The sequence below is a fragment of the Youxingia wuxianensis genome (assembly GCF_014385085.1).
GTDB classification, from domain to species: Bacteria; Bacillota; Clostridia; order Oscillospirales; family Ruminococcaceae; genus Youxingia; species Youxingia wuxianensis.
On the sequence record NZ_JACRTD010000002.1, the window covers coordinates 258410 to 281262 of the forward strand.

General features: G+C 47.3%; 20 protein-coding genes and 1 other annotated feature. Of the genes, 18 read left to right on the forward strand and 2 right to left on the reverse strand.

Features of this window, described 5'->3' with window-relative positions; genetic code table 11:
* The first annotated feature begins 67 nt into the window (after window positions 1-67).
* The 5 genes from H8705_RS03530 to H8705_RS03550 all read left to right on the forward strand — a co-directional run bounded on the left by H8705_RS03530 (window position 68) and on the right by H8705_RS03550 (window position 5982).
* Window positions 68-2236, forward strand: coding sequence for a peptidoglycan DD-metalloendopeptidase family protein (locus tag H8705_RS03530; RefSeq protein ID WP_262394473.1), 2169 nt, complete (start codon window positions 68-70; stop codon window positions 2234-2236).
* 293 nt (window positions 2237-2529) lie between these two features.
* Window positions 2530-3813, forward strand: a complete 1284-nt coding sequence (locus H8705_RS03535) for a UDP-N-acetylglucosamine 1-carboxyvinyltransferase (protein ID WP_262394474.1) — start codon at window positions 2530-2532, stop codon at window positions 3811-3813.
* 63 nt (window positions 3814-3876) lie between these two features.
* Window positions 3877-4671, forward strand: coding sequence for an MBL fold metallo-hydrolase (locus H8705_RS03540; RefSeq protein ID WP_262394475.1), 795 nt, complete (start codon window positions 3877-3879; stop codon window positions 4669-4671).
* Window positions 4672-4679: 8 nt separating this feature from the next.
* On the forward strand, window positions 4680-5162 hold the full coding sequence (gene rlmH, locus H8705_RS03545) for a 23S rRNA (pseudouridine(1915)-N(3))-methyltransferase RlmH (protein WP_262394476.1): 483 nt from the start codon (window positions 4680-4682) through the stop codon (window positions 5160-5162).
* A 31-nt stretch (window positions 5163-5193) separates the two neighbouring features.
* On the forward strand, window positions 5194-5982 hold the full coding sequence (locus H8705_RS03550) for a histidinol-phosphatase (protein ID WP_262394477.1): 789 nt from the start codon (window positions 5194-5196) through the stop codon (window positions 5980-5982).
* Window positions 5983-6323: 341 nt separating this feature from the next.
* Here H8705_RS03550 and H8705_RS03555 read toward each other — a convergent pair whose 3' ends face one another.
* A complete protein-coding gene (locus H8705_RS03555) occupies window positions 6324-6626 on the reverse strand; it encodes a Dabb family protein (RefSeq protein WP_262394478.1) in 303 nt (100 codons plus the stop codon).
* A 127-nt stretch (window positions 6627-6753) separates the two neighbouring features.
* Window positions 6754-8280: a YifB family Mg chelatase-like AAA ATPase gene (locus H8705_RS03560; RefSeq protein WP_262394479.1), complete on the reverse strand. Its 1527-nt coding sequence runs from the start codon at window positions 8278-8280 to the stop codon at window positions 6754-6756.
* Between the two features lie 169 nt (window positions 8281-8449).
* On the opposite strand from H8705_RS03560, the gene H8705_RS03565 reads away from it, so the two are divergent.
* The 13 genes from H8705_RS03565 to alaS all read left to right on the forward strand — a co-directional run bounded on the left by H8705_RS03565 (window position 8450) and on the right by alaS (window position 22850).
* Entirely contained in the window at window positions 8450-10162 is a 1713-nt protein-coding gene (locus tag H8705_RS03565) for a phospho-sugar mutase (RefSeq protein WP_262394480.1), read from the forward strand.
* A gap of 110 nt (window positions 10163-10272) precedes the next feature.
* Window positions 10273-10476 carry a 50S ribosomal protein L31 gene (rpmE, locus tag H8705_RS03570; RefSeq protein WP_262394481.1) on the forward strand — a complete coding sequence of 68 codons (204 nt, stop codon included), beginning with the start codon at window positions 10273-10275 and terminating at the stop codon, window positions 10474-10476.
* A gap of 173 nt (window positions 10477-10649) precedes the next feature.
* Complete coding sequence (locus tag H8705_RS03575; protein ID WP_262394482.1) at window positions 10650-11573, forward strand: RluA family pseudouridine synthase; 924 nt, start codon at window positions 10650-10652, stop codon at window positions 11571-11573.
* A 132-nt stretch (window positions 11574-11705) separates the two neighbouring features.
* Window positions 11706-12581: a transporter substrate-binding domain-containing protein gene (locus tag H8705_RS03580; RefSeq protein WP_262394483.1), complete on the forward strand. Its 876-nt coding sequence runs from the start codon at window positions 11706-11708 to the stop codon at window positions 12579-12581.
* A 164-nt stretch (window positions 12582-12745) separates the two neighbouring features.
* Window positions 12746-13435: an amino acid ABC transporter permease gene (locus tag H8705_RS03585; RefSeq protein WP_262394484.1), complete on the forward strand. Its 690-nt coding sequence runs from the start codon at window positions 12746-12748 to the stop codon at window positions 13433-13435.
* Window positions 13422-14144, forward strand: a complete 723-nt coding sequence (locus H8705_RS03590; RefSeq protein ID WP_262394485.1) for an amino acid ABC transporter ATP-binding protein — start codon at window positions 13422-13424, stop codon at window positions 14142-14144. The genes H8705_RS03585 and H8705_RS03590 overlap by 14 nt, the downstream gene beginning before the upstream one ends.
* 133 nt (window positions 14145-14277) lie before the next feature.
* Window positions 14278-15045 (forward strand): TIGR00282 family metallophosphoesterase, encoded by a 768-nt coding sequence (locus tag H8705_RS03595; protein WP_262394486.1) that lies wholly within the window; start codon window positions 14278-14280, stop codon window positions 15043-15045.
* A gap of 113 nt (window positions 15046-15158) precedes the next feature.
* The gene (locus H8705_RS03600) at window positions 15159-15419 is read left to right on the forward strand and encodes a stage V sporulation protein S (RefSeq protein ID WP_262394487.1); all 261 of its coding nucleotides are present in this window, start codon (window positions 15159-15161) and stop codon (window positions 15417-15419) included.
* A 144-nt stretch (window positions 15420-15563) separates the two neighbouring features.
* Window positions 15564-17093, forward strand: coding sequence for an ABC transporter substrate-binding protein (locus tag H8705_RS03605; RefSeq protein ID WP_262394488.1), 1530 nt, complete (start codon window positions 15564-15566; stop codon window positions 17091-17093).
* 114 nt (window positions 17094-17207) lie between these two features.
* A complete protein-coding gene (locus H8705_RS03610; RefSeq protein WP_262394489.1) occupies window positions 17208-17564 on the forward strand; it encodes an Asp23/Gls24 family envelope stress response protein in 357 nt (118 codons plus the stop codon).
* Between the two features lie 44 nt (window positions 17565-17608).
* Window positions 17609-19267 (forward strand): DAK2 domain-containing protein, encoded by a 1659-nt coding sequence (locus H8705_RS03615; RefSeq protein ID WP_262394490.1) that lies wholly within the window; start codon window positions 17609-17611, stop codon window positions 19265-19267.
* 21 nt (window positions 19268-19288) lie between these two features.
* On the forward strand, window positions 19289-19843 hold the full coding sequence (locus H8705_RS03620; protein WP_262394491.1) for a biotin transporter BioY: 555 nt from the start codon (window positions 19289-19291) through the stop codon (window positions 19841-19843).
* Window positions 19844-19936: 93 nt separating this feature from the next.
* Window positions 19937-20148, forward strand: a binding site (T-box leader).
* A 56-nt stretch (window positions 20149-20204) separates the two neighbouring features.
* The gene (gene alaS, locus H8705_RS03625) at window positions 20205-22850 is read left to right on the forward strand and encodes an alanine--tRNA ligase (RefSeq protein ID WP_262394492.1); all 2646 of its coding nucleotides are present in this window, start codon (window positions 20205-20207) and stop codon (window positions 22848-22850) included.
* The last annotated feature ends 3 nt before the right edge of the window (window positions 22851-22853 follow it).

Genomic DNA, 22853 nt, shown 5'->3' on the forward strand with positions numbered 1-22853 from the left:
TTTGGCAGGACGTGTATTTTTTGTTGCATGAAATAAGGGAAAAAGAAATAGAAAGGAGTGGATGCGTTTGGACGGACAGGAACATAATCAGCTAGCCGCCGATGAGAATAAAGAGCAGGAAAACGCGGCGTTGGAAGAGCTTGTGGAACCGTCCGCCGTCAATGAGGAGCAGGCCCAGCCGCTTTCCAGCGGAGACAGCGGGGAAATATCGCCCGGATCTCCAAAGGGAACTGCTAAAACAGAGCCGTCAGCATTTATTACCTTAGTTTACAAACTGCTTAATTATATATATAGATATTTCTATTTTGTAGGAATTCAGCTTCTGCGCAGCACCCGCACAAAAAGAAGACACCTGGTACGGGTATTTGAAAATTTTTACCAGACGCTGCTGCACCGAAGGAAAAAACGAAAAAAGCGGTATATCAACTTCTTCCGGGGACGATACCGGGCGTTGGTTACCCCTATAAAAAAACTTTCTAAAAGTTATGCTGATTACCTCAAGGAGATTAAGAACGCGAAAAAGTACGGCGGCTATGACCGGATGGTTAAAGTTTGCGGCCGGATGTTTTTAGATGGTCTGAAAGTGCTTGCGAAAGGCTTTGTCTTTTTGCTTAATTATGCCGCTCCGGTGGCGGGAATTGTATTGGTTGTATTCGCAGTTCAGTATTTTAACCACCTTCCCTTGGCTCTAAAAGTGGAATATGACGGGAAGGAACTGGGCTATATTACGGACGAGTCGGTATTCCAGGAAGCGGAAGCCGCGATGAAAGGAAGAATTATTGAAGGCGCTCAGGTAGTAGACGTCTCAGAAATCGTAGAGACCGGCCCGCAGGAACAGGAGAACGGGGAAGACTCCCAAGAGGAAGATACTGCGCAGCAGGACGATAATGCTTCTTCCCAGGACCAGCAGGAAGAGGAAAGCGGGATGGAAGAAGAACCTGTTCAAGAGGAGCCCCCCGTAGAAGATGAACCTGTGTTGGAGGAGTTAGTCAGCGAGGAACAGAAACCTTACAAAGCGAAAGATATTATTCCGCGGTTTACGTTATCGGTGCTTAAACCTTATGAACAGGTAATGAGTGCGGACAGGCTGACCAATGAACTGATCAAGGCCTCTGGAAACGAACTGGAGGAAGGGGACGGGCTGTATATTAACGGGAAGCTGGTAGGCGCCGTGACAGACAGCACCGCTCTATTAACAGAACTTGACAATATGCTTCAGCAGTACGAACAGCAGGCAAGCACGCCCCAGGAGGAGGAAGAGCCTGCGCAGGAGGACGCTGAAGAGCAAGAGCAGGCAGATGTGGTCACTATCGGTGAACCCAAAGTTCAGTTTGTGAAAAAAGTTGAACTGGAATCCGGGCTTTACCCAGTAAGTTCAATCCGTACGGTAGACCAAATTATGTTTACCTTAAAAGGAGAAGAACGGGGCGAAAAAATTTATACGGTAGTTTCCGGCGATACGCCTTTGCGTATCGCGGCTAAAAACGGGATCACTCTGGATGAATTAAAGACTTTGAACCCTGGGGTGGAGTTATCTTTGTTCCCAGGGGACGAGCTGTTGATTTCTCAGTCGGTGCCTTATATGGGCGTACAGACTACAAAAACCATCAAATATCAGGAAGAGATGCCCTATCAGATTGAGCAGCAGACCGATCCGAACCAAAACATCGGATGGACTGCCGTGCTTCAGGAAGGGTCAACCGGTATTCGGGAAGTTACCGCTCAGGTAAGGATGATCGACGGCGTTGAGGTGGAGCGCACAGAAGTGGATAAACAAATTATCCAGCAGCCGGTAAGCCGAATTTTAGCGGTGGGCGGAAACCAGCCGCTGCAGTTCCTGCCGAGCAGTTCAGATGGGGGTACGCCTTCCGGCGCCTTTATCTGGCCGGCGGACGGCGGTTATATCAGCTGTGCCTTTATGGGCTACGCCGGACATACCGGTATGGATATTGCCGGTTACGCGGGAATGCCTCTTCGGGCGTCCGCAGATGGTGTAGTGGTGGTATCCAAATATTCCGCCGGTTATGGATATCATATTATTATCGATCATGGAGCAGGGGTGCAGACCCTTTATGGCCATTGCAGCGCGCTGTATAAGCAGGTCGGTGAAACCGTATCTCAAGGGGAGCTGATTGCTGCTATGGGGCGTACCGGTTGGGCGACCGGCAACCATGTGCACTTTGAAGTGCGTATCAACGGCCAGTATAAAAACCCTGCGAACTACCTATTCAGTTAAGCTTGCTTTCAATACAGCCTGATAAAAATATCAGGCTGTATTTTTTGTAAAAATTTTTTCAGCTTTGATCAGCATAAAAGAATTTTTTTACGCTTTTATTTTTCGTCATATGGTGGTATAATATATTAGGTTTAGTATGCAGAAAAAAATTTGGAAAAAGTTTACTTTCATTATAGGAAAACTCTGTCAGGAAATTCTATATTTTTTAAAATAATCTGGTATAATAAAAAACATATGATTTTTGGTCTTGTCCTAAAAAAGCGGTACCATCCGCAAGCGGAGGTTTCAGGATATTGGAAAAGTTTATTGTTGAAGGACAAACTCGTCTTAAAGGCGAGGTTACTATCAGCGGCGCAAAAAATGCTGCGGTAGCAATTATTCCGGCAACCATTCTGGCACAGGGAAAATGTGTTATTGAGAACATCCCGAATATCAGCGATATTTCCATTTTATTTAAGATTTTAAGCGGGATGGGCGCCAAAGTGCGCAGGATTAATAAATCTACAGTGGAAGTGGATACCACTTATATCGGCGAGCCGGTAGTTCCCTATGAACTGGCTCGTTATATGAGAGCTTCCTATTATCTTTTAGGAACGCTTCTTTCCCGCTGCAACCGCGCCAGTGTTTCTATGCCGGGCGGATGTAATTTTGGGGTGCGCCCCATCGATCAGCATATGAAAGGCTTTGAAGCTTTAGGTGCGGACGTCTCTATCGACAGCGGGATGATTAACGCCCGGGCGGACATGCTGATTGGCGCGCATATTTATTTTGACGTGGTATCTGTAGGAGCGACGATCAATGTGATGCTGGCTTCGGTAAAAGCAAAGGGCATCACGATTTTGGAAAACTGCGCCAAAGAACCCCATATTGTAGATCTGGCAAACTTTTTAAATTCCATGGGAGCGGATATCCGGGGAGCGGGTACCGACGTTATTAAAATTCATGGGGTGGATATTCTTCATGGAACCACTTATTCTATTATTCCTGATCAGATTGAAGCAGGCACCTATATGGTGGCTGCCGCTGCTACCGGCGGGGATGTGCTGGTGAAAAACATCATCCCCAAGCATCTGGAAGCAATTACGGAAAAATTGCTTAAGGCGGGGGCGGAGGTCATCGAATATGACGATTCCATCCGTGTGCGCCGTGGGGGAGATTTGAACAAAATAAATATTAAAACCATGCCCCATCCGGGATTTCCCACGGATATGCAGCCCCAGATGACTGCACTGCTTTCTGTTGCACAGGGGACAAGCATCGTGACGGAAGGGGTGTGGGACAATCGGTTCCGTTATGTGGACGAGCTTCGCAGAATGGGCGCTCACATTCAGGTGGATGGAAAGGTCGCAGTAGTGGAAGGAACAGAAAGTCTTACCGGCGCTCCGGTAAAGGCCACCGATCTGCGGGGAGGAGCCGCTGTGCTGATTGCTGCGATTGGCGCCAAGGGAACTACTGAAATTGAGGATATCGGACATATCGAGCGTGGGTATGAAGATATTGTGGAAAAGATGACCGGCTTAGGCGCACGTATTAAAAAAGTTGTTATTCCCGACGTATATTTATCGTCGGCACTGTGAGCAAACAGGCGGGGATGGTTCTCCGCCTTTTCTATTGAAATTTTCCGGGAAAGGACTTTGCCTATGGCACGATTTTGTCCGCTGTTCAGCGGTTCTAATGGAAACTGTACCTATATCAGCGCTTCGGACACGGCGATTTTGGTAGATGCAGGACGGTCCTGCAAGCAGCTGCTTTGCGCGCTCAAAGAAAGACAGATCGATCCCTCCAGTATCCAGGCGCTGCTGATTACCCATGAACATACCGACCATATCAGCGGTTTAAAGGTGCTGGTGGATAAGCTGAAAATACCGGTATATGCTTCACAGGAAGTGCTGGCTAAATTAGAGTGGGATAATCTGCTTGCACCGGGAACAAAAACCGTCCCTCTGGAACATGACAGCAAGGTGGAAATCGGCGGATTATGGGTCAACAGCTTTGATACTCCTCATGACAGCGCTCACAGCTTGGGCTACCGGGTGGAAACCCAGGACGGTCAGTGTATGGTGATTGCCACGGACCTGGGATATGTTACCGACCAAGTGAGAGAAAAACTCACCGGGTGTGATCTGGTGATGCTGGAATCCAATTATGATGCAGGGATGCTTTCCTGTTCCTCATACCCTTATTATTTAAAACGCCGGATCAGTTCCAGTATGGGACATCTCTCCAACGAGGACTGCTCCCTTGAGCTGGCAAGGCTAGTCAAAACCGGGACGACCCGGTTTATCTTAGGGCACCTGTCCCAGAACAACAACCTTCCCCAGTTGGCTTACCAGACGGCGTTTGCGTCTCTGTGCGCCCAGGGGATGAAGGAAAATGTCGATTACATATTAAAAATTGCTTCCCGGTCGGGACCATCAGAGATGATGATACTTTAGGAGGCCTTATGCTTACGATTACAATAATCGCTGTGGGGAAACTAAAAGAGGCGTGGATGAGGGAAGGCTGCCAGCAATACCTTAAGCGTTTGGGTATTTGGGCTCAGGTAAAGGTAGTGGAAGTAGAGGAGTATCGCACGCCGTCGCTGCCTTCCGAGGCCCAGATCGACGAGTGCCTGGAAAAAGAAGGGCAGAGACTGAAAAGCAAAATTCCCAAAGGGGCGACAGTAATTGCCATGTGTATTGAAGGCAAACAGTTTTCCTCTGTGGCGCTGGCCCGGTATTTTGCCGAAAAAGCGGCAAATGGAGCGGGAAGCTTTGCCTTTTTAATCGGAGGATCTTTTGGGTTGTGGAAAGAGCTGAAAGAAAAAGCGGATCTGTGTTTGTCTATGTCGGAAATGACGTTTCCCCACCAGCTGGCAAGGGTGATGCTGTTAGAGCAAATTTACCGGGCCGCGGGGATTAACGCCAACAGTAAATATCATAAATAATTTTCATTACATCAGAGTAGGAGTCTTGCCCATGAAAACCAACTATCATACCCATACCACCCGCTGCCTGCACGCCACAGGATCAGATGAATCTTATGTGCTCAGCGCTATCAAGGGCGGTTATAAAGAATTGGGTTTTTCTGACCATACTCCATGGAAGCGGGAGGATAAGTTCCGCTCTATTATGCGTATGGATGTGGAAGAGTTCCCGTTTTACGTAAAAAGCATCCGGGGGCTGCGGGAAAAATACAAGGAGAATATCAGCCTGAAGATTGGATTGGAATGTGAATATTTTAAAGATAAAATGTCCTGGCTTAAGGAATTAATACAGGAATATCAATTGGATTATGTGATTTTCGGAAACCATTTTTATGGAGACGAAAAGAATGATTTTTTCTTTGACGAAAGTACCCTGGACAAACACGCGGTAGACCTTTATGTGCGCAGCGCAATCGAGGGAATGGAAACAGGACTGTACGCGTATCTTGCTCACCCGGAACTGTTCACCCGCTCCTATTTAAAACAGGATGATGCGTGTATAGGGGCGTTTCGTTCTCTTTGCCGGGCGGCCAAGCAGATGAGCGTACCTATAGAATACAATTTAGCAGGTTGCATTTATAATGAAAAATACCATGCGGCTTCCTATCCCCATCCTAAATTTTGGGAGATTGCCGCCCAGGAGGGATGTACTGCGATTATCGGCGTGGATGCACACAACAATCTGCATTTGGAAACGGACAAGTATTATCTTGCAGCACAGAAGCAGTTGTCCCGACTGGGGATCGCCACTATTGACACCATTCCTTTTTTCACGTATTAAAAAAGCGCAGGGTTACATAAAACAGCAATGTCTTTTCCTGCGCCCTCCAAGCGTTTGGATACCTCACATGATGATTGCTTATGGACGCGGCGCAGAGGCTCTCTTCGCTTTGGCGGCCTGCGGCGGAAGATCTGTACAGGGCAAAAGACCAAGGGGTAGCTTTACTTATTTGTGCAAAAAGCAGCAGAAGAACCTGAAAATTCTTCTGCTGCTTTTTATGTTATATTCTCATACAAACCAAAGGCGACCGAAAAAAGGCCTCATTTCAAGATGTTTTTGGAATATGAGGGATCGCTGTTTTGCCAATGGGACTGTATACACAAGGGTAATTTTATTATGTACTATGCATCCACCTCATAATCTACAGCCACCCGGTCGTTGATCACCTTATGGACAAACTTGCGCACCTGCTGATGTTCCGGGTTTTGCTGGTAAGCTTCCAAGGCTTGCTTGGATTCAAATTCGGAATAAAGCACGCAGTCATACCCGTTTGGGTTCATATTAATTCCCACTTCCATTTTAATAATACCTTCAATAGAATCGGGAAGAAGCTCTAGCATGGTTTTCATCTTTTTCGCGTTTTCGTCCTTCGTATGGCCCTCCGCAACATCTTCCAAACAATACATTACAATATGCTTAATCATGTTTCTGCTTAACCTCCAACACAGATAATGAACAAACGATCAATTTTATGATATCACGGACAAAAAACACTTGCAAGGGAAAACAAGCTTAAAACGGGAGGAAACGCATTAAGATTACATTAAGATTTTACACGCCCCAATATTTTCGATCCAAACTGCGGTACTGCACCGCTTCAGAAATATGAGGAAGCTGAATAACCTCTTCCCCTGCCAGATCAGCGATGGTTCGAGCCACTTTTAGGATGCGGTCGTACGCTCTGCCGGACAAACCGATCTTTTCAAACACCAGGCGAAGCATATTTTCCGCCTGAGTGGTCATTTGGCAGCATTCCTGCAATAAAGCGGGCGGAATATTACTGTTACAAAGGATATTGCCCTTTTGAAAACGCTTTTCCTGAATTTTTCGGGCAGCACACACCCGCGCTTTGATTTCAGCGGAGGATTCTTCTTGTTTTTGGGAGGAGATTTGCTCATAATTTATAGGCGCCACCTCCACATGCAGGTCAATTCGGTCCAGCAGCGGGCCGGAAACTTTATTTAAATAAGAGCTCACTTTAGCGGGAGAACAGATACATTTTTTCGTAGGATGGCCGAAATAGCCGCAAGGACAGGGATTCATTGCAGCCACCAGCATAAACCGGCTGGGATAGGTAAGTCTTGTCTGGGCCCGGCTGATTGTGAGCTTTCCGTCCTCCAGCGGCTGGCGCATCGCTTCCATGGCGGCGCGCTGAAACTCCGGCAGCTCGTCTAGAAATAATACCCCGTTGTGGGCCAGAGTAATCTCTCCCGGCCGCGGAATGGAACCGCCGCCGCACAGCCCCGCGGAAGAGATCGTGTGATGAGGAGCGCGGAAAGGCCGGCGGACGATCAAAGAAGAGGAAGGTTCCAAAAGCCCGCAGGCAGAATAGATCTTAGTCGTTTCAATGGATTCCTCCCGGGTCATTTCCGGCAGGATAGAAGGCAGACGTTTGGCCAGCATACTTTTGCCGGTGCCGGGGGCGCCGATCAGAAGAATGTTATGACTTCCTGCCGCCGCGATTTCCAATGCCCGTTTAGCGGCCTGCTGACCTTTGACGTCGCAAAAATCAGGCAGGCAGGAGGGCGGTTCTGACAGCTGTGCGTTTTTTGGGGCCAAGGGAAGCTCTCCCTCCCCACGCAGAAAACTCACCAGCTCTTTCACATGACGGACCATATAAACCTGTATTCCCTGAACAATAGAGGCCTCTGCTCCGTTCTCATAGGGAATAAAAGCGGTCTTTATCCCCATTTGGGCGGCGCCCAGCAGCATGGGCAAAATGCCATTTGCCCGGCGCAGCTCGCCGGAAAGGGAAAGTTCTCCGATAAATGCCATTCCGGATAAATTTTGGGAAAGAATCTGCTGGGCGCACAATAGTCCTGCGAAGATAGGCAGATCATAATAGGAACCAGCCTTACGGATATCGGCGGGAGCTAGATTAACAACAATACGCCCTTCCGGATAGGGAAAGCCGCAGTTGGAAAATACCGACTTTACCCGTTCGCGGGCTTCCTTTACCGCAGTATCAGGAAGCCCTACAATATCAAAAGCAGGCATTGCCCGGCTGATATTGACTTCCACCGTGACGCTGTAAGGATCAAGACCCAAAAGCCCTAAGCTTTGTATGGTAGCCAGCAAGATATTTCCACTCCTCTGCAAAATATATCTTCAGTATACATTATTCGACATAAAAAGACAATTATATTGCTTGTTTTCTCATGATTTATTCATTGACTTTACTGGACAAGGATATTATCATTAAATTAGAAAAAGTCCCCAACGTTTCATAATGGGAGGTATTTTAGCGATGAATTGTATGGAGCTGTATGAAAGATGGGTATCCCGTGAGCTTGAGGATCAAGACTTGACACGGGAACTGGAAGAAATCAGGGGAAAACAAGAAGAGATTTATGATCGTTTTTATAAAGATTTAGAGTTTGGGACTGCCGGTTTGCGCGGGATTATCGGAGCGGGCAGCAACCGAATGAACATTTATACAGTGCGCAAAGCTACGCAGGGATTGGCCATGATGCTTAAAGAGAACAACAAGGCTCCCATGGCGGCTGTCTCCTATGATAGCCGGATCAAATCGGACGTGTTCGCAAAAGAGGCGGCCAGGGTGCTGGCGGCCAACGGGATCAAAGTATGGCTTTATCCTCAGTTGATGCCGGTACCGGCATTGGCATTCGCGACCCGGGATTTAAAATGTCAGGCTGGAATTATGGTGACGGCTTCTCACAATCCTTCAAAATACAACGGCTACAAAGTGTATGGGCCGGACGGCTGTCAGCTGGGATTGGAAGAATCCGCCAGAGTACTGGACTTCGCCAGCAAAACGGACTTATTTGACGATGTGAAAATTACTGATTTTGACGCTGCGGTAAAATCTGGGATGATCGAGTATATTGAAGAAAAGATAGTAGATCATTTTATCGCCGCAGTAGAAAAACAGCAGATTAATCCAGGCATCTGTAAAAAAGCAGGGTTGAAGCTTGTTTATACGCCGCTCAACGGCGCGGGGAATCACTGTGTGCGCCGGGTGTTAAAGAACATTGGGGTTACCGACATTACTGTTGTTCCGGAACAGGAACATCCGGATGGCAACTTTCCTACCTGCCCCTATCCTAATCCGGAGATTAAAGAAGCGCTGGCAAAAGGACTGGAGCTCTGTGCAAAAACTGGTGCGGATTTGCTTTTAGCTACCGATCCGGACTGTGACAGGGTGGGTATTGCAGTAAGGCAAGGCGATGAATATGAGCTTCTTTCCGGCAATCAAGTGGGGGCGCTTCTGCTGGATTATATTGCCGCTGGGCGCATTGCGAACCATACAATGCCAAAAGATCCGGTAGCAGTAACTACGATTGTTTCCACCAAGCTGTTTTCCGCTATCGGCAGGCATTACGGTGTGGATGTTAAAATTGTGCTCACTGGCTTTAAATTTATCGGGGAGCAGATTCATCTTCTGGAAGAAGAGGGGCATCCGGAAAGATACATCTTTGGGTTTGAAGAGAGCTACGGCTATCTGGCCGGGACCCATGTGCGGGATAAAGACGCGGTGGTGGGTTCCATGCTGATTGTGGAGATGGCTTCCTATTATAAGGAAAAAGGTATGACTTTAGTAGACGCCCTAAAAAGCTTATACGAACGTTTTGGGCTGTATTGTGAGAGCGTGGCGAACTTTATGTTTGAAGGCGCCCAAGGGATGACGATTATGACCCAGATGATGGATAAAATGCGTAAAAATCCTCCAAAAGAACTGGCAGGCAGCAAAGTAATATGCGTCAAGGACTATCTTGCTTCCATTTCTTCCAGTGAAACCGGGGTGGAACCCATTGCTCTTCCTAAGTCCAATGTATTGGAATATCTGCTGGAAAATGGGTGCAGCGCTGTGGTTCGCCCGTCGGGTACCGAACCCAAAATCAAACTGTATCTTTCCATTGTAGGGGAGAAAATGTCTGAGATCGAGCCCAAGGCCAAAGCTCTTAGCCAGGATATTGAAAAAATGATGGGAGTAAAATAGCCTTAAAATTAAATTTGAAAAAGGACTTGCAATTTAAATACCATTGTGCTAAAATTTAAACGTTACATTTATGACATCCAATATCGATGTCAGAGAGAGGTGAAACAACCATGAAAAAGGATATTCATCCGGAGTATAAGGATACTACCATCACCTGCGCCTGTGGCGAAGTGATTCATACGCGCTCTACAAAAGGGGACATTCGTGTTGAAATTTGTTCTAAATGCCATCCGTTCTTTACCGGCAGACAGAAACTGGTAGATACAGGCGGACGCGTTGACAGATTTAAGAAACGTTTTAACATGGACAAATAAGTCTGTTGGCTTCATTGCGCAGTCGCATTTTTGCGGCTGCGTTTTTGCGTAGTGGGACAGAGGCGGGAAACCGCCGGCCGGGGACGTCCGGCCGGCGAAGGGCGCAGCCCTTTGCGGATGTAAAACATCCGCAGTTTCCCGCCGCGCTATCGTATTTCCGGGAGGTAGAGGATATGCGCAAAATTGAATATGTGATATCCCATGAGGTTGACGGCTGCGATATCCTCACATATTTACACCGGATACAGGGCTATTCCAGCCGGGTTATTAAAAGTTTAAAGCGTGCTCCAGATGGGATATTAAAAAACGGACAGCACGCCCGCACCATAGACCGGGTCAAAGAAGGCGATCTTCTTTCAGTTACTATCTATGATCAGCCCAAGCCGGCGTGTCTTAGTACGCGTCAGGTGGAAATACTGTATGAGGATGATGATCTGCTGGTTTATAACAAGCCTTGGGACATGCCCTGTCACCAGGCCAAATACCATCAGCAGGATACCTTGGCCAATGTATTTGCCGCCCACTGTGCAAAACAAGGAACGCCGCTGACCTGCCGAGTGGTCAACCGATTGGATAAGGATACCAGCGGGGCGGTTATTATCGCGAAAACCCCCTATGCCGCTGACCACATTGCCGGTACGGTAGAAAAGAAATATCTGGCGATTGTACAAGGGACTCCTCATCCCTTAAGGGGAGAGATTAACGCCCCTATCGGCAGATACAACCAGCGGGATATTGTCCGCGGAGTAATGGAAAACGGACAGGAAGCGATTACTCAATATTGGACCTATTGCGCCAATGAAAGCTTCAGTGCAATCTATTGCTCCCTTCCTACAGGGCGTACCCATCAAATTCGGGTACACATGTCGTTTATTGGTCATCCCTTATTGGGAGATAGGCTTTATGGAGGAAGGGAGGAACTGATTAAGCGGCAGGCGCTCCATTGTTATCAGGTCAAATTTTTACACCCGGTAAAGAGAGAATTTGTTGAAATTACGGCTCCGGTTCCTTTCGATATGAAAAAATTATTGGATCAATGTGAAAAGATACTTAAAACAACCGGGGATAATGGCAAAAAGACTAGTGATAATGTATGAAAATAAAGCTATATGAATATTTTTTCATAAATTCAGTTGATTTCTTGTGAAATCCATGTATAATGATGAAGTAATATACATTACACCTATTAAAAGAGAAAACAGTAAACACAGTATATGGAGGACTATGAAATGAAAAAGTTATTGGCTTTCACCCTTGCGGTATTGATGCTGCTTACTTTTAGCGCATGTGCTCAGTCTGACGATCCGACGATGCCGGAACCTCCCGCAGAGGATGCTTCTGACGCGGCTCCTTCCGAGGATGCACAGCCTTCTGAAGAGGAAGGCGCTGCTGATCAGCTGACTTTAGAGCAGATCAAAGCGGACGGAAAAATAATTATGGCTACCAACGCGGGCTTCCCTCCGTTCGAGTACATCAAAGATAATGCGGAAGCTGGCGTAGACGTAGATATCGCTGCTGAAATCGCTAAAGATCTGGGCGTGGAACTGCAGGTAGATGATATGGACTTCAACGCGATTATTCCTGCGGTACAGAACGGCAAGGCGACCTTCGGCGCGGCTGGTATGACAGTAAACGAAGAAAGAAAACAGCAGGTTGATTTTTCTATCGAATATGTAAAGAGCGCTCAGTACGTAATCATTGCCAAAGGTTCTGGCACCACCGTTGACTCCCTGAAAGAAGCCGGCGTTAAGATTGGCGTACAGGAAGGTACCACTGGCCAGTTCTATGCTACTGGCGAAGATATTAAAAACGACGAAGCTTCTGAGGATGTGCTTTCCTATGAAAACGCTTTGATCGCGGCGCAGGATCTGATGAACGGCCGTGTGAGCGCGGTTATCATCGACAAACTGCCGGCGGAAAGCATCGTTGCGGCAAACCCGGATAAACTGGAACTTATTCCGGAAGCGCTGACAGAAGAAAGCTATGCCATCTGTGTAAAAAAAGGAAACACCGAGCTGCTTGATGCAATCAATGCTACCCTGACCCGCTTGATTGAAGAAGGCAAAATCGACGAATTTGTAATTAACCATACGGCGGCGCAATAAATACTTGCATAAACATACAAAAAACGGTATAATAATTGCATCGCTCAGGCGTTGCGGAAAAGTTACAGCGGGCGCGTTGCGTCCGCTGTTGTTTTAAGTCTTTGAACCTGCCAAACGTGCAGGAGTGGGCGGGTGTTTGAGAATGTGTGTGAAAGGGTGGGCGTATGCTGGAAAGTTTAAAAAATAATTTGGTACAGGCTCTCATTGTAGAAGATAGGTATCTGCTGCTGTTGCAGGGATTAAAAAATACTTTGATCATTACCTTCTTTGCCCTGATGCTGGGACTTGCCATAGGGCTTCTTGTGGCCATTATCAAGGTGGCTGGGGCGAACAATAAAAAATTCAAACCGCTGTCGTGGCTTGCGGATATTTATTTAACGGTGATCCGTGGTACGCCGGTAGTTGTACAGCTGATTATCATCAGCGGCTCCATCATGGTAGCTACTGATAATAAGATTTTAGTGGCGGTGGTGGCCTTTGGTATTAACTCGGGAGCTTATGTGGCGGAGATTATGCGTGCCGGAATCATGTCGGTGGATATCGGACAGACAGAGGCCGGACGTTCTCTGGGGCTTCCGGCGGGGATGACCCTGCGCTCCATCGTTCTTCCCCAGGCGATTAAAAATATTCTGCCGTCACTGGGGAATGAATTTATTACTCTGCTCAAAGAAACCTCCGTGGCTGGATATGTAGCTATACGTGACTTAACAAAAGCCGGAAATAATATCTTCAGCAGAACCTTCAATATTACTCCGATGTATATTGTGGCTTTGGTTTATCTGGTATTGGTGATAATTCTTACCTGGCTGCAGAGAAAACTGGAAAGGAGGCTGGCGCAAAGTGATCGACGTTAAAAATCTTGAAAAATCCTTTAATGGCGTAGAAGTGCTGAAAGGTATCAATGAAACCATTGAAAAAGGGGAAAAAGTTGTTATTGTCGGGCCGTCCGGCTCCGGGAAATCTACTTTTCTGCGCTGTTTAAACCTTCTGGAGGTTCCCACCGGAGGAGAGATTTGGTTTGAAGGGATCAATATTACCGACAAGAAATGTAATATTAACAAACTTCGTGAAAAAATGGGAATGGTATTTCAGCAGTTCAATTTGTTTAACCATCTGACGGTGAAAAAGAATATTACTTTGGCGCCGGTGAAATTAAAACGCAAAACCCAGGAAGAGGCGGATGAAGTGGCAATGGAGCTGCTCAAACGCATCGGTCTGGCAGACAAAGCAGATGCATATCCAGCGCAGCTTTCCGGCGGGCAGAAGCAGCGGATTGCGATTATCCGGGCGTTGGCAATGAATCCGGATGTGATGCTGTTTGACGAACCGACCTCCGCCCTTGACCCGGAAATGGTAGGAGAAGTGCTGGAGCTGATGAAACAGCTGGCGCTGGAAGGAATGACCATGGTGGTGGTTACCCACGAAATGGGTTTTGCCCGGGAGGTAGGCACCCGGGTGCTGTTTATGGACGAAGGACAGATTTTGGAACAAAATACTCCGGAACAGTTTTTTGCTAATCCCAAAAATCCTCGCTTGCAGGATTTTCTGTCAAAAGTATTGTAATACTAAAAGCCATAAGGAAAAGGCGTTTCCCTATGGCTTTTTTGGTTAATTGACAGGATGAAATAAAAGGATTACAATTAAAAAAATATATATACCACTTTTATAAACAAACGGCAAAGACGGGAGTTAAGGCATGAACGTACTATTTTTTGGGGATGTGGTAGGCCAGGCGGGCTGTGATAAGCTGCGTTCGGAGCTTCCCCGGCTAAAAAAAGACTTGCAGGCAGAGGTTGTAGTTGTAAATGGGGAAAATTCCGCCGAAGGAAATGGAATTACTCCCCATAGCGCGAAGCATTTGTTTGACAGCGGGGTAGATGTGATCACTACGGGAAACCATGCTCTGCGGCGGCGGGAAATGTATGAGATGTTCGAGGAGAATATCGGAGTGATCCGTCCTGCGAATTTCCATTTTTCTGCCCCAGGAGCAGGATACTATCTTTATGATAGACCTGGGTTCCCCTTGTGCGTAATCAATTTACAGGGGAGTGTGTATTTGGAAGTGCATACCAATCCCTTCGACTGTATCGATCAGCTTCTCAAACAGATTGACTGTCCCAATATCTTAGTAGACTTCCATGGAGAGGCTACCGCTGAAAAAATTGCCATGGGACATTATCTGGACGGCAGGGTATCGGCGGTTATTGGGACGCATACCCATGTGCCTACGGCGGACGAACGCCTTCTTCCTAAGGGAACGGCATATATTACCGACGCGGGAATGTGCGGAGGGCTTAATTCCGTTTTGGGTGTGGAGAAGGAACGGGCAATTGAAAAGCTTCGGACAGGAATGCCGGTAAGGTTCGCCAACGATCCGCTGGATTGTCAATTAAACGGAATTTTATTGGATTTTGCTAAAAACTCTGGCAAAGTTAACAAAATTGAAAGAATTAAGATAATTTAGTTGTATAGGATTACAGGGCGCTATTGCATGTTACGACTGTTAATAGTATAATATAATAAGTGGAGATATGCGATAAAGTTTGAGATATTCATCTAAATCAGAGGGGGACTATTATGGAAATACTAAAGGTTTCAGCGAAATCAGTTCCTAATGCTGTGGCCGGTGCTATTGCCGGCGTAATTCGCGAAAGCGGAGCGGTGGAAGTGCAGGCGGTGGGTGCGGGCGCTTCCAACCAGGCGGTAAAAGCGGTGGCTATTGCGCGGGGGTATTTGGCCCCGTCCGGTATTGATCTGGTTTGTATTCCGGCCTTTGCCAATGTTGTTATTGACGATGAGGAGCGCACGGCAATTAAGTTGATTGTAGAGCCAAGGTAATCTAGAATGGCGGAGGATAAACAGGCAGGATTTTATATTATCCTGCCTGTTTTTGTTTGATTTGTGGAAACGTTTAAGGTATAATAGAGGACGAGTATATGGCAATGATAATTGATGGATAGTCAAAATTGTTTGGAGAAGCCTATGAAGCTAAAAATAATTTTTCTTGCTGTGGCGGCAGTGATGCTGGCGGGGTGTACCGCGATGGTAGACTTGAGCGATCAGCAATTTGACCGGGTGATGACCCAGTCCCGGCAATCTTCTCAGGAAACGCCGGCAGCGGCCTCTGTGACGGCAGAACTCCGGCTGGCATATGTTATGTCGGACAGTTTAAATCCGTTTAAATGTGAGAGTCAGATTAATCAGGAATTAATTGATCTGATGTATGATTCTTTGGTGAAGCTGGATAAAACGTGGTATCCTCAAAACCTGCTGGCCCAGGAAATTACGATGGAAGGAAAAACTTGCCGGATCCGGCTAAATTCCCAGGTGCAGTTCACCGATGGCAGCCTGATAACCGCCAGGGACGTCCTTTATTCCCTGGAGAGCGCCATGGGTCAAGGCTTATGGAGTTCCTCCTTGGCGAATGTAGCCTCCTACCGGCAGGGAGAAGATAATACGGTGGAAATCGATTTGTTTTCTGCGGATGGAAATTTTCCCGCCCTGCTTACCTTTCCGATTGTCAAGGATGGGACGGCAGGAAATGAATTTCCAGTGGGGACGGGAAAATATTATGTTTCCGGCACTTGGGAAAAGGGAATTTTGTTATCCCCCAATCCACTGTATTTTGAAGAAATAAAAACCATAGAAACCGTACGGCTGACCGGGGTTTCGGATGCGGATGGGCTGACCTTCAGCCTGAAAAGCGGGGAATTGGATTATATCTATTCGGATTTGAGCACCCCGGAACTTTCTAATATGTCTACCTCCAGCGTGCCGGTAACTTTAAATAATTTAGTATACGTGGGGGTAAACGCCGGGCGGTCGTTTTTCTCCCAGAGCAATTTCCGCCGGGCGATCTCTCTGGCGATTAATCGGGATGAGATTGTTTCCAAAGCGTATGTGTCCCGGGCGATAGGAACTATCTATCCGTTTAATCCGGAATTTTACCAAATGGAAGAGGTGGACACTACAACCCAGCGAAATCTTACTTTGGCCAGGGAGCTGCTGGATGAGATGGGGCTGACGGAGAAAAACGATCAAGGTTTTAGACTTTCCCGGGGAAATGAAATTACTCTGAGTCTGCTGATCAATAGTGAGAACGCCTACCGCAATTCAGCAGCCACGCTGATTGCCGAGCAGCTGGAACAGATTGGCATTCGGGTAAATGTTGTTTCCAAATCTTTTGATAAATATCAGTCCAGCTTAACAATCGATGATTATGACATGTACATAGGAGAAATTCGTCTGCGGGATAATATGGACTTTTCCACTTTACTCACAGCGGGCTATGGACTGGGATACAATACCCCGTATTGCGAAGAATTAACAGATATTTACGGCGATTATCGGGAAAGCGGAGAGAATATTGCCGGTGTGTGCGACCGTTTTTATACAGATATGCCGTTTATTCCTTTGGTGTTTCGGCAGGGAATCGTGTCGTTTAACCGAGAATTTGGCGCGGAAGTAGTTGCAACACAGCAAGATATTTTCTATAATATAGTCCAGTGGTAATAAAAATCGGAGATACTATTAGAGTATTCTTATGTAAATGCGGCGAAAGCGGCGTTAATGCGATCCATTGAGGTATAATATTAAAACAGATAATTAGAAAAGGAGGTTTTTTCTTTGATCAATATAGAAAATGAATTAGGCTCGATCGAAATATCTCAGGAATATTTTGCTAATCTGGTCGGAAAAGCAGCATCGGAATGTTTTGGTGTTGCGGGAATGGTAAGTTCCCCTTCCCAGGGATTGCGCTCCGCAGCGCTGGGAAAAGACGTGCCGGACAAAGGAGTGCGGGTACGCACTTCCGGCGGAGGATTGGTAATCGATCTGCATATTGTTGTCGTATATGGGATGAATATTTCCGCAATCGTAAAAAGCATTGTAAATAAGGTGCGTTATACGGTGGAGCAGGCGACTGGTCTTGATGTGGCGAAAGTAAATGTGTTTGTGGACGAGATGAAGACAGAAAATGCATAACTGGGGCAGGTTATCAAAATTGACTGATGGAGGTCTAAAGTAACGTGATTACAGGAAAAATGCTCAGAGATGCATTTATCTCGGGCGCGAATAATATTGCAAATAAACGGCAGCAGGTGGATGCCTTAAATGTATTCCCCGTACCGGATGGAGACACCGGAACCAATATGTCTATGTCCGCCTCCGCGGCGAAAAGGGAGCTGCAGCGGGTGCCGGATGACGCCGCGGTTTCCCAGGCGGCGGATGTGTGCGCTTCCGCGCTCCTGCGGGGGGCCAGGGGAAATTCGGGAGTGATCCTTTCTTTGCTGTTTCGCGGATTTTCCAAAGGACTGAAAAATAAAGAGACTGCGGACGCCGGCGACATTGTCACCGCCCTTGAAATGGGGGTTCATTCCGCTTATAAAGCGGTAATGAAACCAACCGAGGGCACAATCCTCACGGTTGCGAGGGTGGCCTGCGAAAAAGCGAGGGAACAGCTTACAGAGCAGATGGATACGCCGCAGATTTGGGATGTTATTCTAAAAGCGGGACAGGAAGCGCTGGATCAGACGCCGGAACTTTTGCCGGTGCTGAAAAAGGCGGGCGTAGTGGACGCCGGAGGCCAGGGGCTTATGGTAATTTTTCAGGGAATGAAAGCGGTAATTGACGGTGAAGAGATCATCCAGCTGGTGGAGAAACCGTCTTTGGAAAGCCAGTCTATTCGTCCTGACCGGAATGCGGCTGGAGAATATGAAGGAGAAATTACCTTTACCTATTGTACAGAATTTATTATCCTCAAAGAGATAGAAAAGGCCGATCCGGATACCCTTCGGTCTTATCTGGAAACCATCGGCGACTGTGTGGTGGTTGTGGATGACGATGATGTAATCAAGGTCCATGTACACACGGACAATCCAGGCAACGCCCTGCAGAAAGCGCTGGAAAACGGTATGCTTACCAATATTAAGATAGAAAACATGCGGGAGCAGTTCGAAAACCAAAAAGCCAGTATTGTACAGCCGGTGTCCGATCAGGGATTTGTTTACGCCCCGGTGGACCCGTCCAAGGAATATGGATTTGTTTCTGTAGCGGCCGGTGATGGGGTAAAACAGCTGTTTGAAGATTTGGGTGTGGATAATATTGTGTCCGGCGGCCAGACGATGAACCCATCTACCGACGATATTTTATCCGCTATTCATGCAACCCCGGCAAAAACTGTATTTGTGCTGCCTAATAACAAGAATATTATTATGGCGGCGGAACAGGCTACAAAGCTGGCGGACCGCAAGGTGGTGGTTCTGCATACCCGTACAATTCCTCAGGGGATGGCGGCCATGCTGGCGTTTGACCATGACGCGGATGCTACGGAAAATATAGTAGCTATGCAGCGGGCATACGAGAGGGTAGGCACTGGACAGGTAACCTTTGCCGCCAGGGACAGCGAATATGACGGCCATAAGATCAAGGAAGGGGAACTGCTGGCGCTGGAAAATGGAAAGCTGGCCTTTACCGAACGGGATCTTATCAAGGCGGTAACACGTCTCACCAAAGCTTTGGTGAACAAGGAAAGCAGTTTTATAACCCTGCTTTACGGGGAAGACGTCAGTGAAGAACAAGCGCAAGCGGTCTACGAGGCAGTAAGCGCTAAAATTCCGGAAGATGTTGAAGTGGCGCTGATTTCGGGGGGACAGCCAGTATATTATTTTATTATATCGGTAGAATAAGAAAGTGGGTTTTGAACAGAGATGCATACGAAGACAAGACGTTTGGTAATGGCGGCCCTATGTACTGCGATTACCGCAGTATTTGCGCAGATTATCATCCCCCTTCCCTTTACGCTGGTACCTTTCTCCATGTCTATTGTCGCGGTGTTTTTAACTGGGGCTTTGCTGGACGCGAAATACGCCTTTGCTTCCCAAGTAGTCTATGTATTGCTGGGGGCGGCGGGGCTGCCAGTGTTTGGCGGGTTCACCGGTGGAATTGGGATTATTGCCGGACCTACTGGGGGTTATATTCTAGCTTATCCGCTGATGGCGCTGGCGGTTGCTTTTCTCAGCTCCAAATGGGGAAAATCTTTTTGGAAGTTTTTCGTTACCATGACGGTTGGATTGGGAATATGTTATGCCGTGGGCGTTTTGCAGTTGATGATTTATACCGGAAACGGTATTGTGTCGTCGCTGATGGGAGGAGTAGTGCCGTTTATCTTTACTGATATGCTTAAGGTGGCTCTTTCCTCTATGATGGCAGGGGCGCTTAACCGGGCGCTTTCCCAGGCCAAATTGACTTTTAGTATTATGTAATTAGCGTAAAACCGGGACAAATTCTATGATTTGTTCCGGTTTTTTGTGTTGACAAGCTCTGTTTCAAAAGGTATAATTACAACGATATGGATAATATAAGCGATGAAGGGAAGAAGCGTTATCTTTTCCGGAAGAGAGAGGCAGGGACGGTGGAAACCTGCCGCGGAGAACACGCGGGCCATCCCAGAGCTTTCTGGCGAGGAGTCAGGCGTGAAAGGGAGCGTTAATCCTTCTAGAGAGGCATGAATTTTTCATGCAATTTGGGTGGTACCACGGAAATTGTTAACTACGCTTTCGTCCCATGAGTCGGGGATGATGGCGTTTTTTTATGTGTAAATTATTAAAAGGAGCTTTATAAATTATGGAATGGACGGGTTTAAATGAACTCAGGGAAAAATTCTTAAGCTTTTTTGAAAGCAAGGAGCATATGCGTCTGCCCAGCTATCCGCTGGTTCCCCATGAGGACGCCAGCCTTCTGCTGATCAATTCCGGTATGGCGCCGATGAAAAAGTTCTTTTTAGGACTGGAAACCCCGCCCCGCAAACGGGTGACTACCTGTCAGAAATGTATCCGCACTCCAGACATTGAAAATGTGGGGAAAACTGCCCGCCATGGCACTTATTTTGAGATGTTGGGCAATTTTTCTTTTGGGGATTACTTTAAACACGAGGCCATTGCTTGGGCTTGGGAATTTATTACCGAGGTACTCAAAATGCCCAAAGACCGGCTATGGATTACAGTATACCAGGACGACGATGAATCTATTGAGATTTGGAACAAAGAACAAGGCGTCCCTTTGGATCGGATTGTTCGCATGGGAAAAGAAGATAATTTCTGGGAGATCGGTTCTGGTCCCTGCGGACCTTGCTCGGAAATTTATTTTGATCGGGGAGAGCAGTACAGCTGCGGCAAACCTACCTGCGGCGTAGGTTGTGACTGCGACCGCTATGTTGAGTTCTGGAATCTGGTATTTTCCCAGTTCGACGGAGACGGAAACGGAAATTATGAGCGTCTGGAGCATCCTAATATTGATACTGGGATGGGATTGGAACGTTTGGCCTGCATCATGCAGGGGGTAGACAACCTGTTTGAGGTAGATACGGTTCAGAATATTATGAAACATGTGGCCCGTATTGCCGGCGTAAATTACAAGGAGAATGAAAAGACAGATATCTCTCTGCGGGTAATTACCGACCATATTCGATCCACCACCTTCATGGTAGGGGATGGCGTCCTGCCTCAAAACGAGGGCAGAGGATATGTGCTTCGCCGCCTGCTTCGGCGCGCCGCGCGCCATGGCCGTTTGTTGGGAATCACCGAGCCGTTTTTATACAAGGTTTGCGAGACGGTTATCTCGGAAAATGCGAATGCTTATCCCAATCTGGTGGAAAATAAGGATTATATTGTCAAGGTCATTAAGGTGGAAGAGGAGCGTTTTGCCCGGACCATTGATCAGGGGATGCAGCTGCTTAACGATATGATCGACAAACTGGAGACCAGTGATAAGAACTTTGAAAAGGTTATGCCCGGCGCAGACGCCTTCAAGCTGTATGATACCTACGGATTTCCAGTGGATTTGATCCGGGAAATTATTGAGGAAAGAAACATCACTTTAGATGAAACGGAGTTTACCCGTTTCATGGAACAGCAGCGGGAGCGGGCCAGAAAGGCCAGAGCTTCCATGGGCGATCTTGGCTGGGAAGAGGATGTATTAGCGGATATCAAGGACAAAGGAAAGTTTGTTGGATATAAAGAAGTATCCGCTAAGGCAAAAGTAGTCGCTATTGTCAAGGACAATGTACGGGTGGATCAGATCGGCGATGGGGACTTTGCCTCTGTGGTACTGGACGTTACTCCGTTCTATGCGGAAAGCGGCGGCCAGGTAGGGGACAGTGGTTCGATTGTTACCGGCCAGAATATTTTCAGTGTATATGATTGTAAGAAATCCGCCACTGGACATTTTGTCCATGTGGGGGAAATGGGCATAGGAGTCCTGTCTGTAGGCGATGAGGTGACCGCGTCTATCAATATTGAACGCCGCCGGGATATTATGAGAAATCACACTGCTTGTCATCTGCTGCAGGCGGCGCTGCGCAGTGTATTGGGAAATCATGTGCATCAGGCGGGCTCTATGGTGGACGACAGCATCTGCCGGTTTGACTTCAGCCACTTTTCTGCTATGACGCCGCAGGAAATTGCCAAGACGGAAGAAATTGTCAACCGTATGGTGCTTTCCGCTGTGCCGGTAGAAGTTTCCGAGATGCCTATCGCGGAAGCGAAAAAATTGGGTGCGATGGCTTTGTTCGGTGAAAAGTACGGCGATGTGGTACGGGTATGTAATGTGAAGGACGAGTCCATCGAATTCTGCGGCGGTACTCATTTGGATAATACGTCAAAAGTCGGCTTGTTTAAGATTGTCAAAGAATCTTCCGTCGCCGCCGGAGTAAGAAGAATTGAGGCGGTCACCGGTAAGAATGTGCTGGAATATATCCAGGAAAACAATGAAATTCTCCAGCGGACAGCCGCGATTTTGAAAGTAGGCAATCCCAATGAGCTGCCGGATAAGGTGTCCGCCATGGTGAGCGAACATAAAGAGATGCAGCGGCAGCTGGATGAATTTAACGCGAAAATAGCTGCTATGCAGGCGGGCAATATGTTTGAAAACGCGGTAGATTTAAAGGGACTGAAATTTGCTTCTGTAGGTCTTACAGGAATAAAGCCGGAAGTTTTGCGCACTATGGGCGACCAAGTTAAGAGCACCCATCCGGAAGCGGTATGCGTGTTGACTACTATTAACGGCGGAAAAGCCAGCATAATGGTTATCTGCGGTCAGGAGGCGGTTGCTAGGGGAGCCCACGCGGGGAAGATTGTCAAAGCAATTGCTTCTTTGTGCGGCGGCAGCGGCGGCGGCCGTCCGGACAGTGCTATGGGCGGAGCTACCGAAATCTTTAAAATTGATGAAGCGATCGCTCAGATCCCATCGGTAATTCAAGGCATGATAAAATAAAAA

What these genes read in the sequence shown, in the direction of transcription:
- H8705_RS03585 (WP_262394484.1), top strand. Translation starts at nt 12,746, where the DNA reads ATGCTGGAAAGTTTAAAAAATAATTTGGTACAGGCTCTCATTGTAGAA.
- H8705_RS03565 (WP_262394480.1), top strand. Translation starts at nt 8,450, where the DNA reads ATGAATTGTATGGAGCTGTATGAAAGATGGGTATCCCGTGAGCTTGAG.
- H8705_RS03555 (WP_262394478.1), bottom strand. Translation starts at nt 6,626, where the DNA reads ATGATTAAGCATATTGTAATGTATTGTTTGGAAGATGTTGCGGAGGGC.
- H8705_RS03580 (WP_262394483.1), top strand. Translation starts at nt 11,706, where the DNA reads ATGAAAAAGTTATTGGCTTTCACCCTTGCGGTATTGATGCTGCTTACT.
- H8705_RS03605 (WP_262394488.1), top strand. Translation starts at nt 15,564, where the DNA reads ATGAAGCTAAAAATAATTTTTCTTGCTGTGGCGGCAGTGATGCTGGCG.
- H8705_RS03595 (WP_262394486.1), top strand. Translation starts at nt 14,278, where the DNA reads ATGAACGTACTATTTTTTGGGGATGTGGTAGGCCAGGCGGGCTGTGAT.
- H8705_RS03540 (WP_262394475.1), top strand. Translation starts at nt 3,877, where the DNA reads ATGGCACGATTTTGTCCGCTGTTCAGCGGTTCTAATGGAAACTGTACC.
- rlmH (WP_262394476.1), top strand. Translation starts at nt 4,680, where the DNA reads ATGCTTACGATTACAATAATCGCTGTGGGGAAACTAAAAGAGGCGTGG.
- alaS (WP_262394492.1), top strand. Translation starts at nt 20,205, where the DNA reads ATGGAATGGACGGGTTTAAATGAACTCAGGGAAAAATTCTTAAGCTTT.
- H8705_RS03600 (WP_262394487.1), top strand. Translation starts at nt 15,159, where the DNA reads ATGGAAATACTAAAGGTTTCAGCGAAATCAGTTCCTAATGCTGTGGCC.
- H8705_RS03550 (WP_262394477.1), top strand. Translation starts at nt 5,194, where the DNA reads ATGAAAACCAACTATCATACCCATACCACCCGCTGCCTGCACGCCACA.
- H8705_RS03575 (WP_262394482.1), top strand. Translation starts at nt 10,650, where the DNA reads ATGCGCAAAATTGAATATGTGATATCCCATGAGGTTGACGGCTGCGAT.
- rpmE (WP_262394481.1), top strand. Translation starts at nt 10,273, where the DNA reads ATGAAAAAGGATATTCATCCGGAGTATAAGGATACTACCATCACCTGC.
- H8705_RS03620 (WP_262394491.1), top strand. Translation starts at nt 19,289, where the DNA reads ATGCATACGAAGACAAGACGTTTGGTAATGGCGGCCCTATGTACTGCG.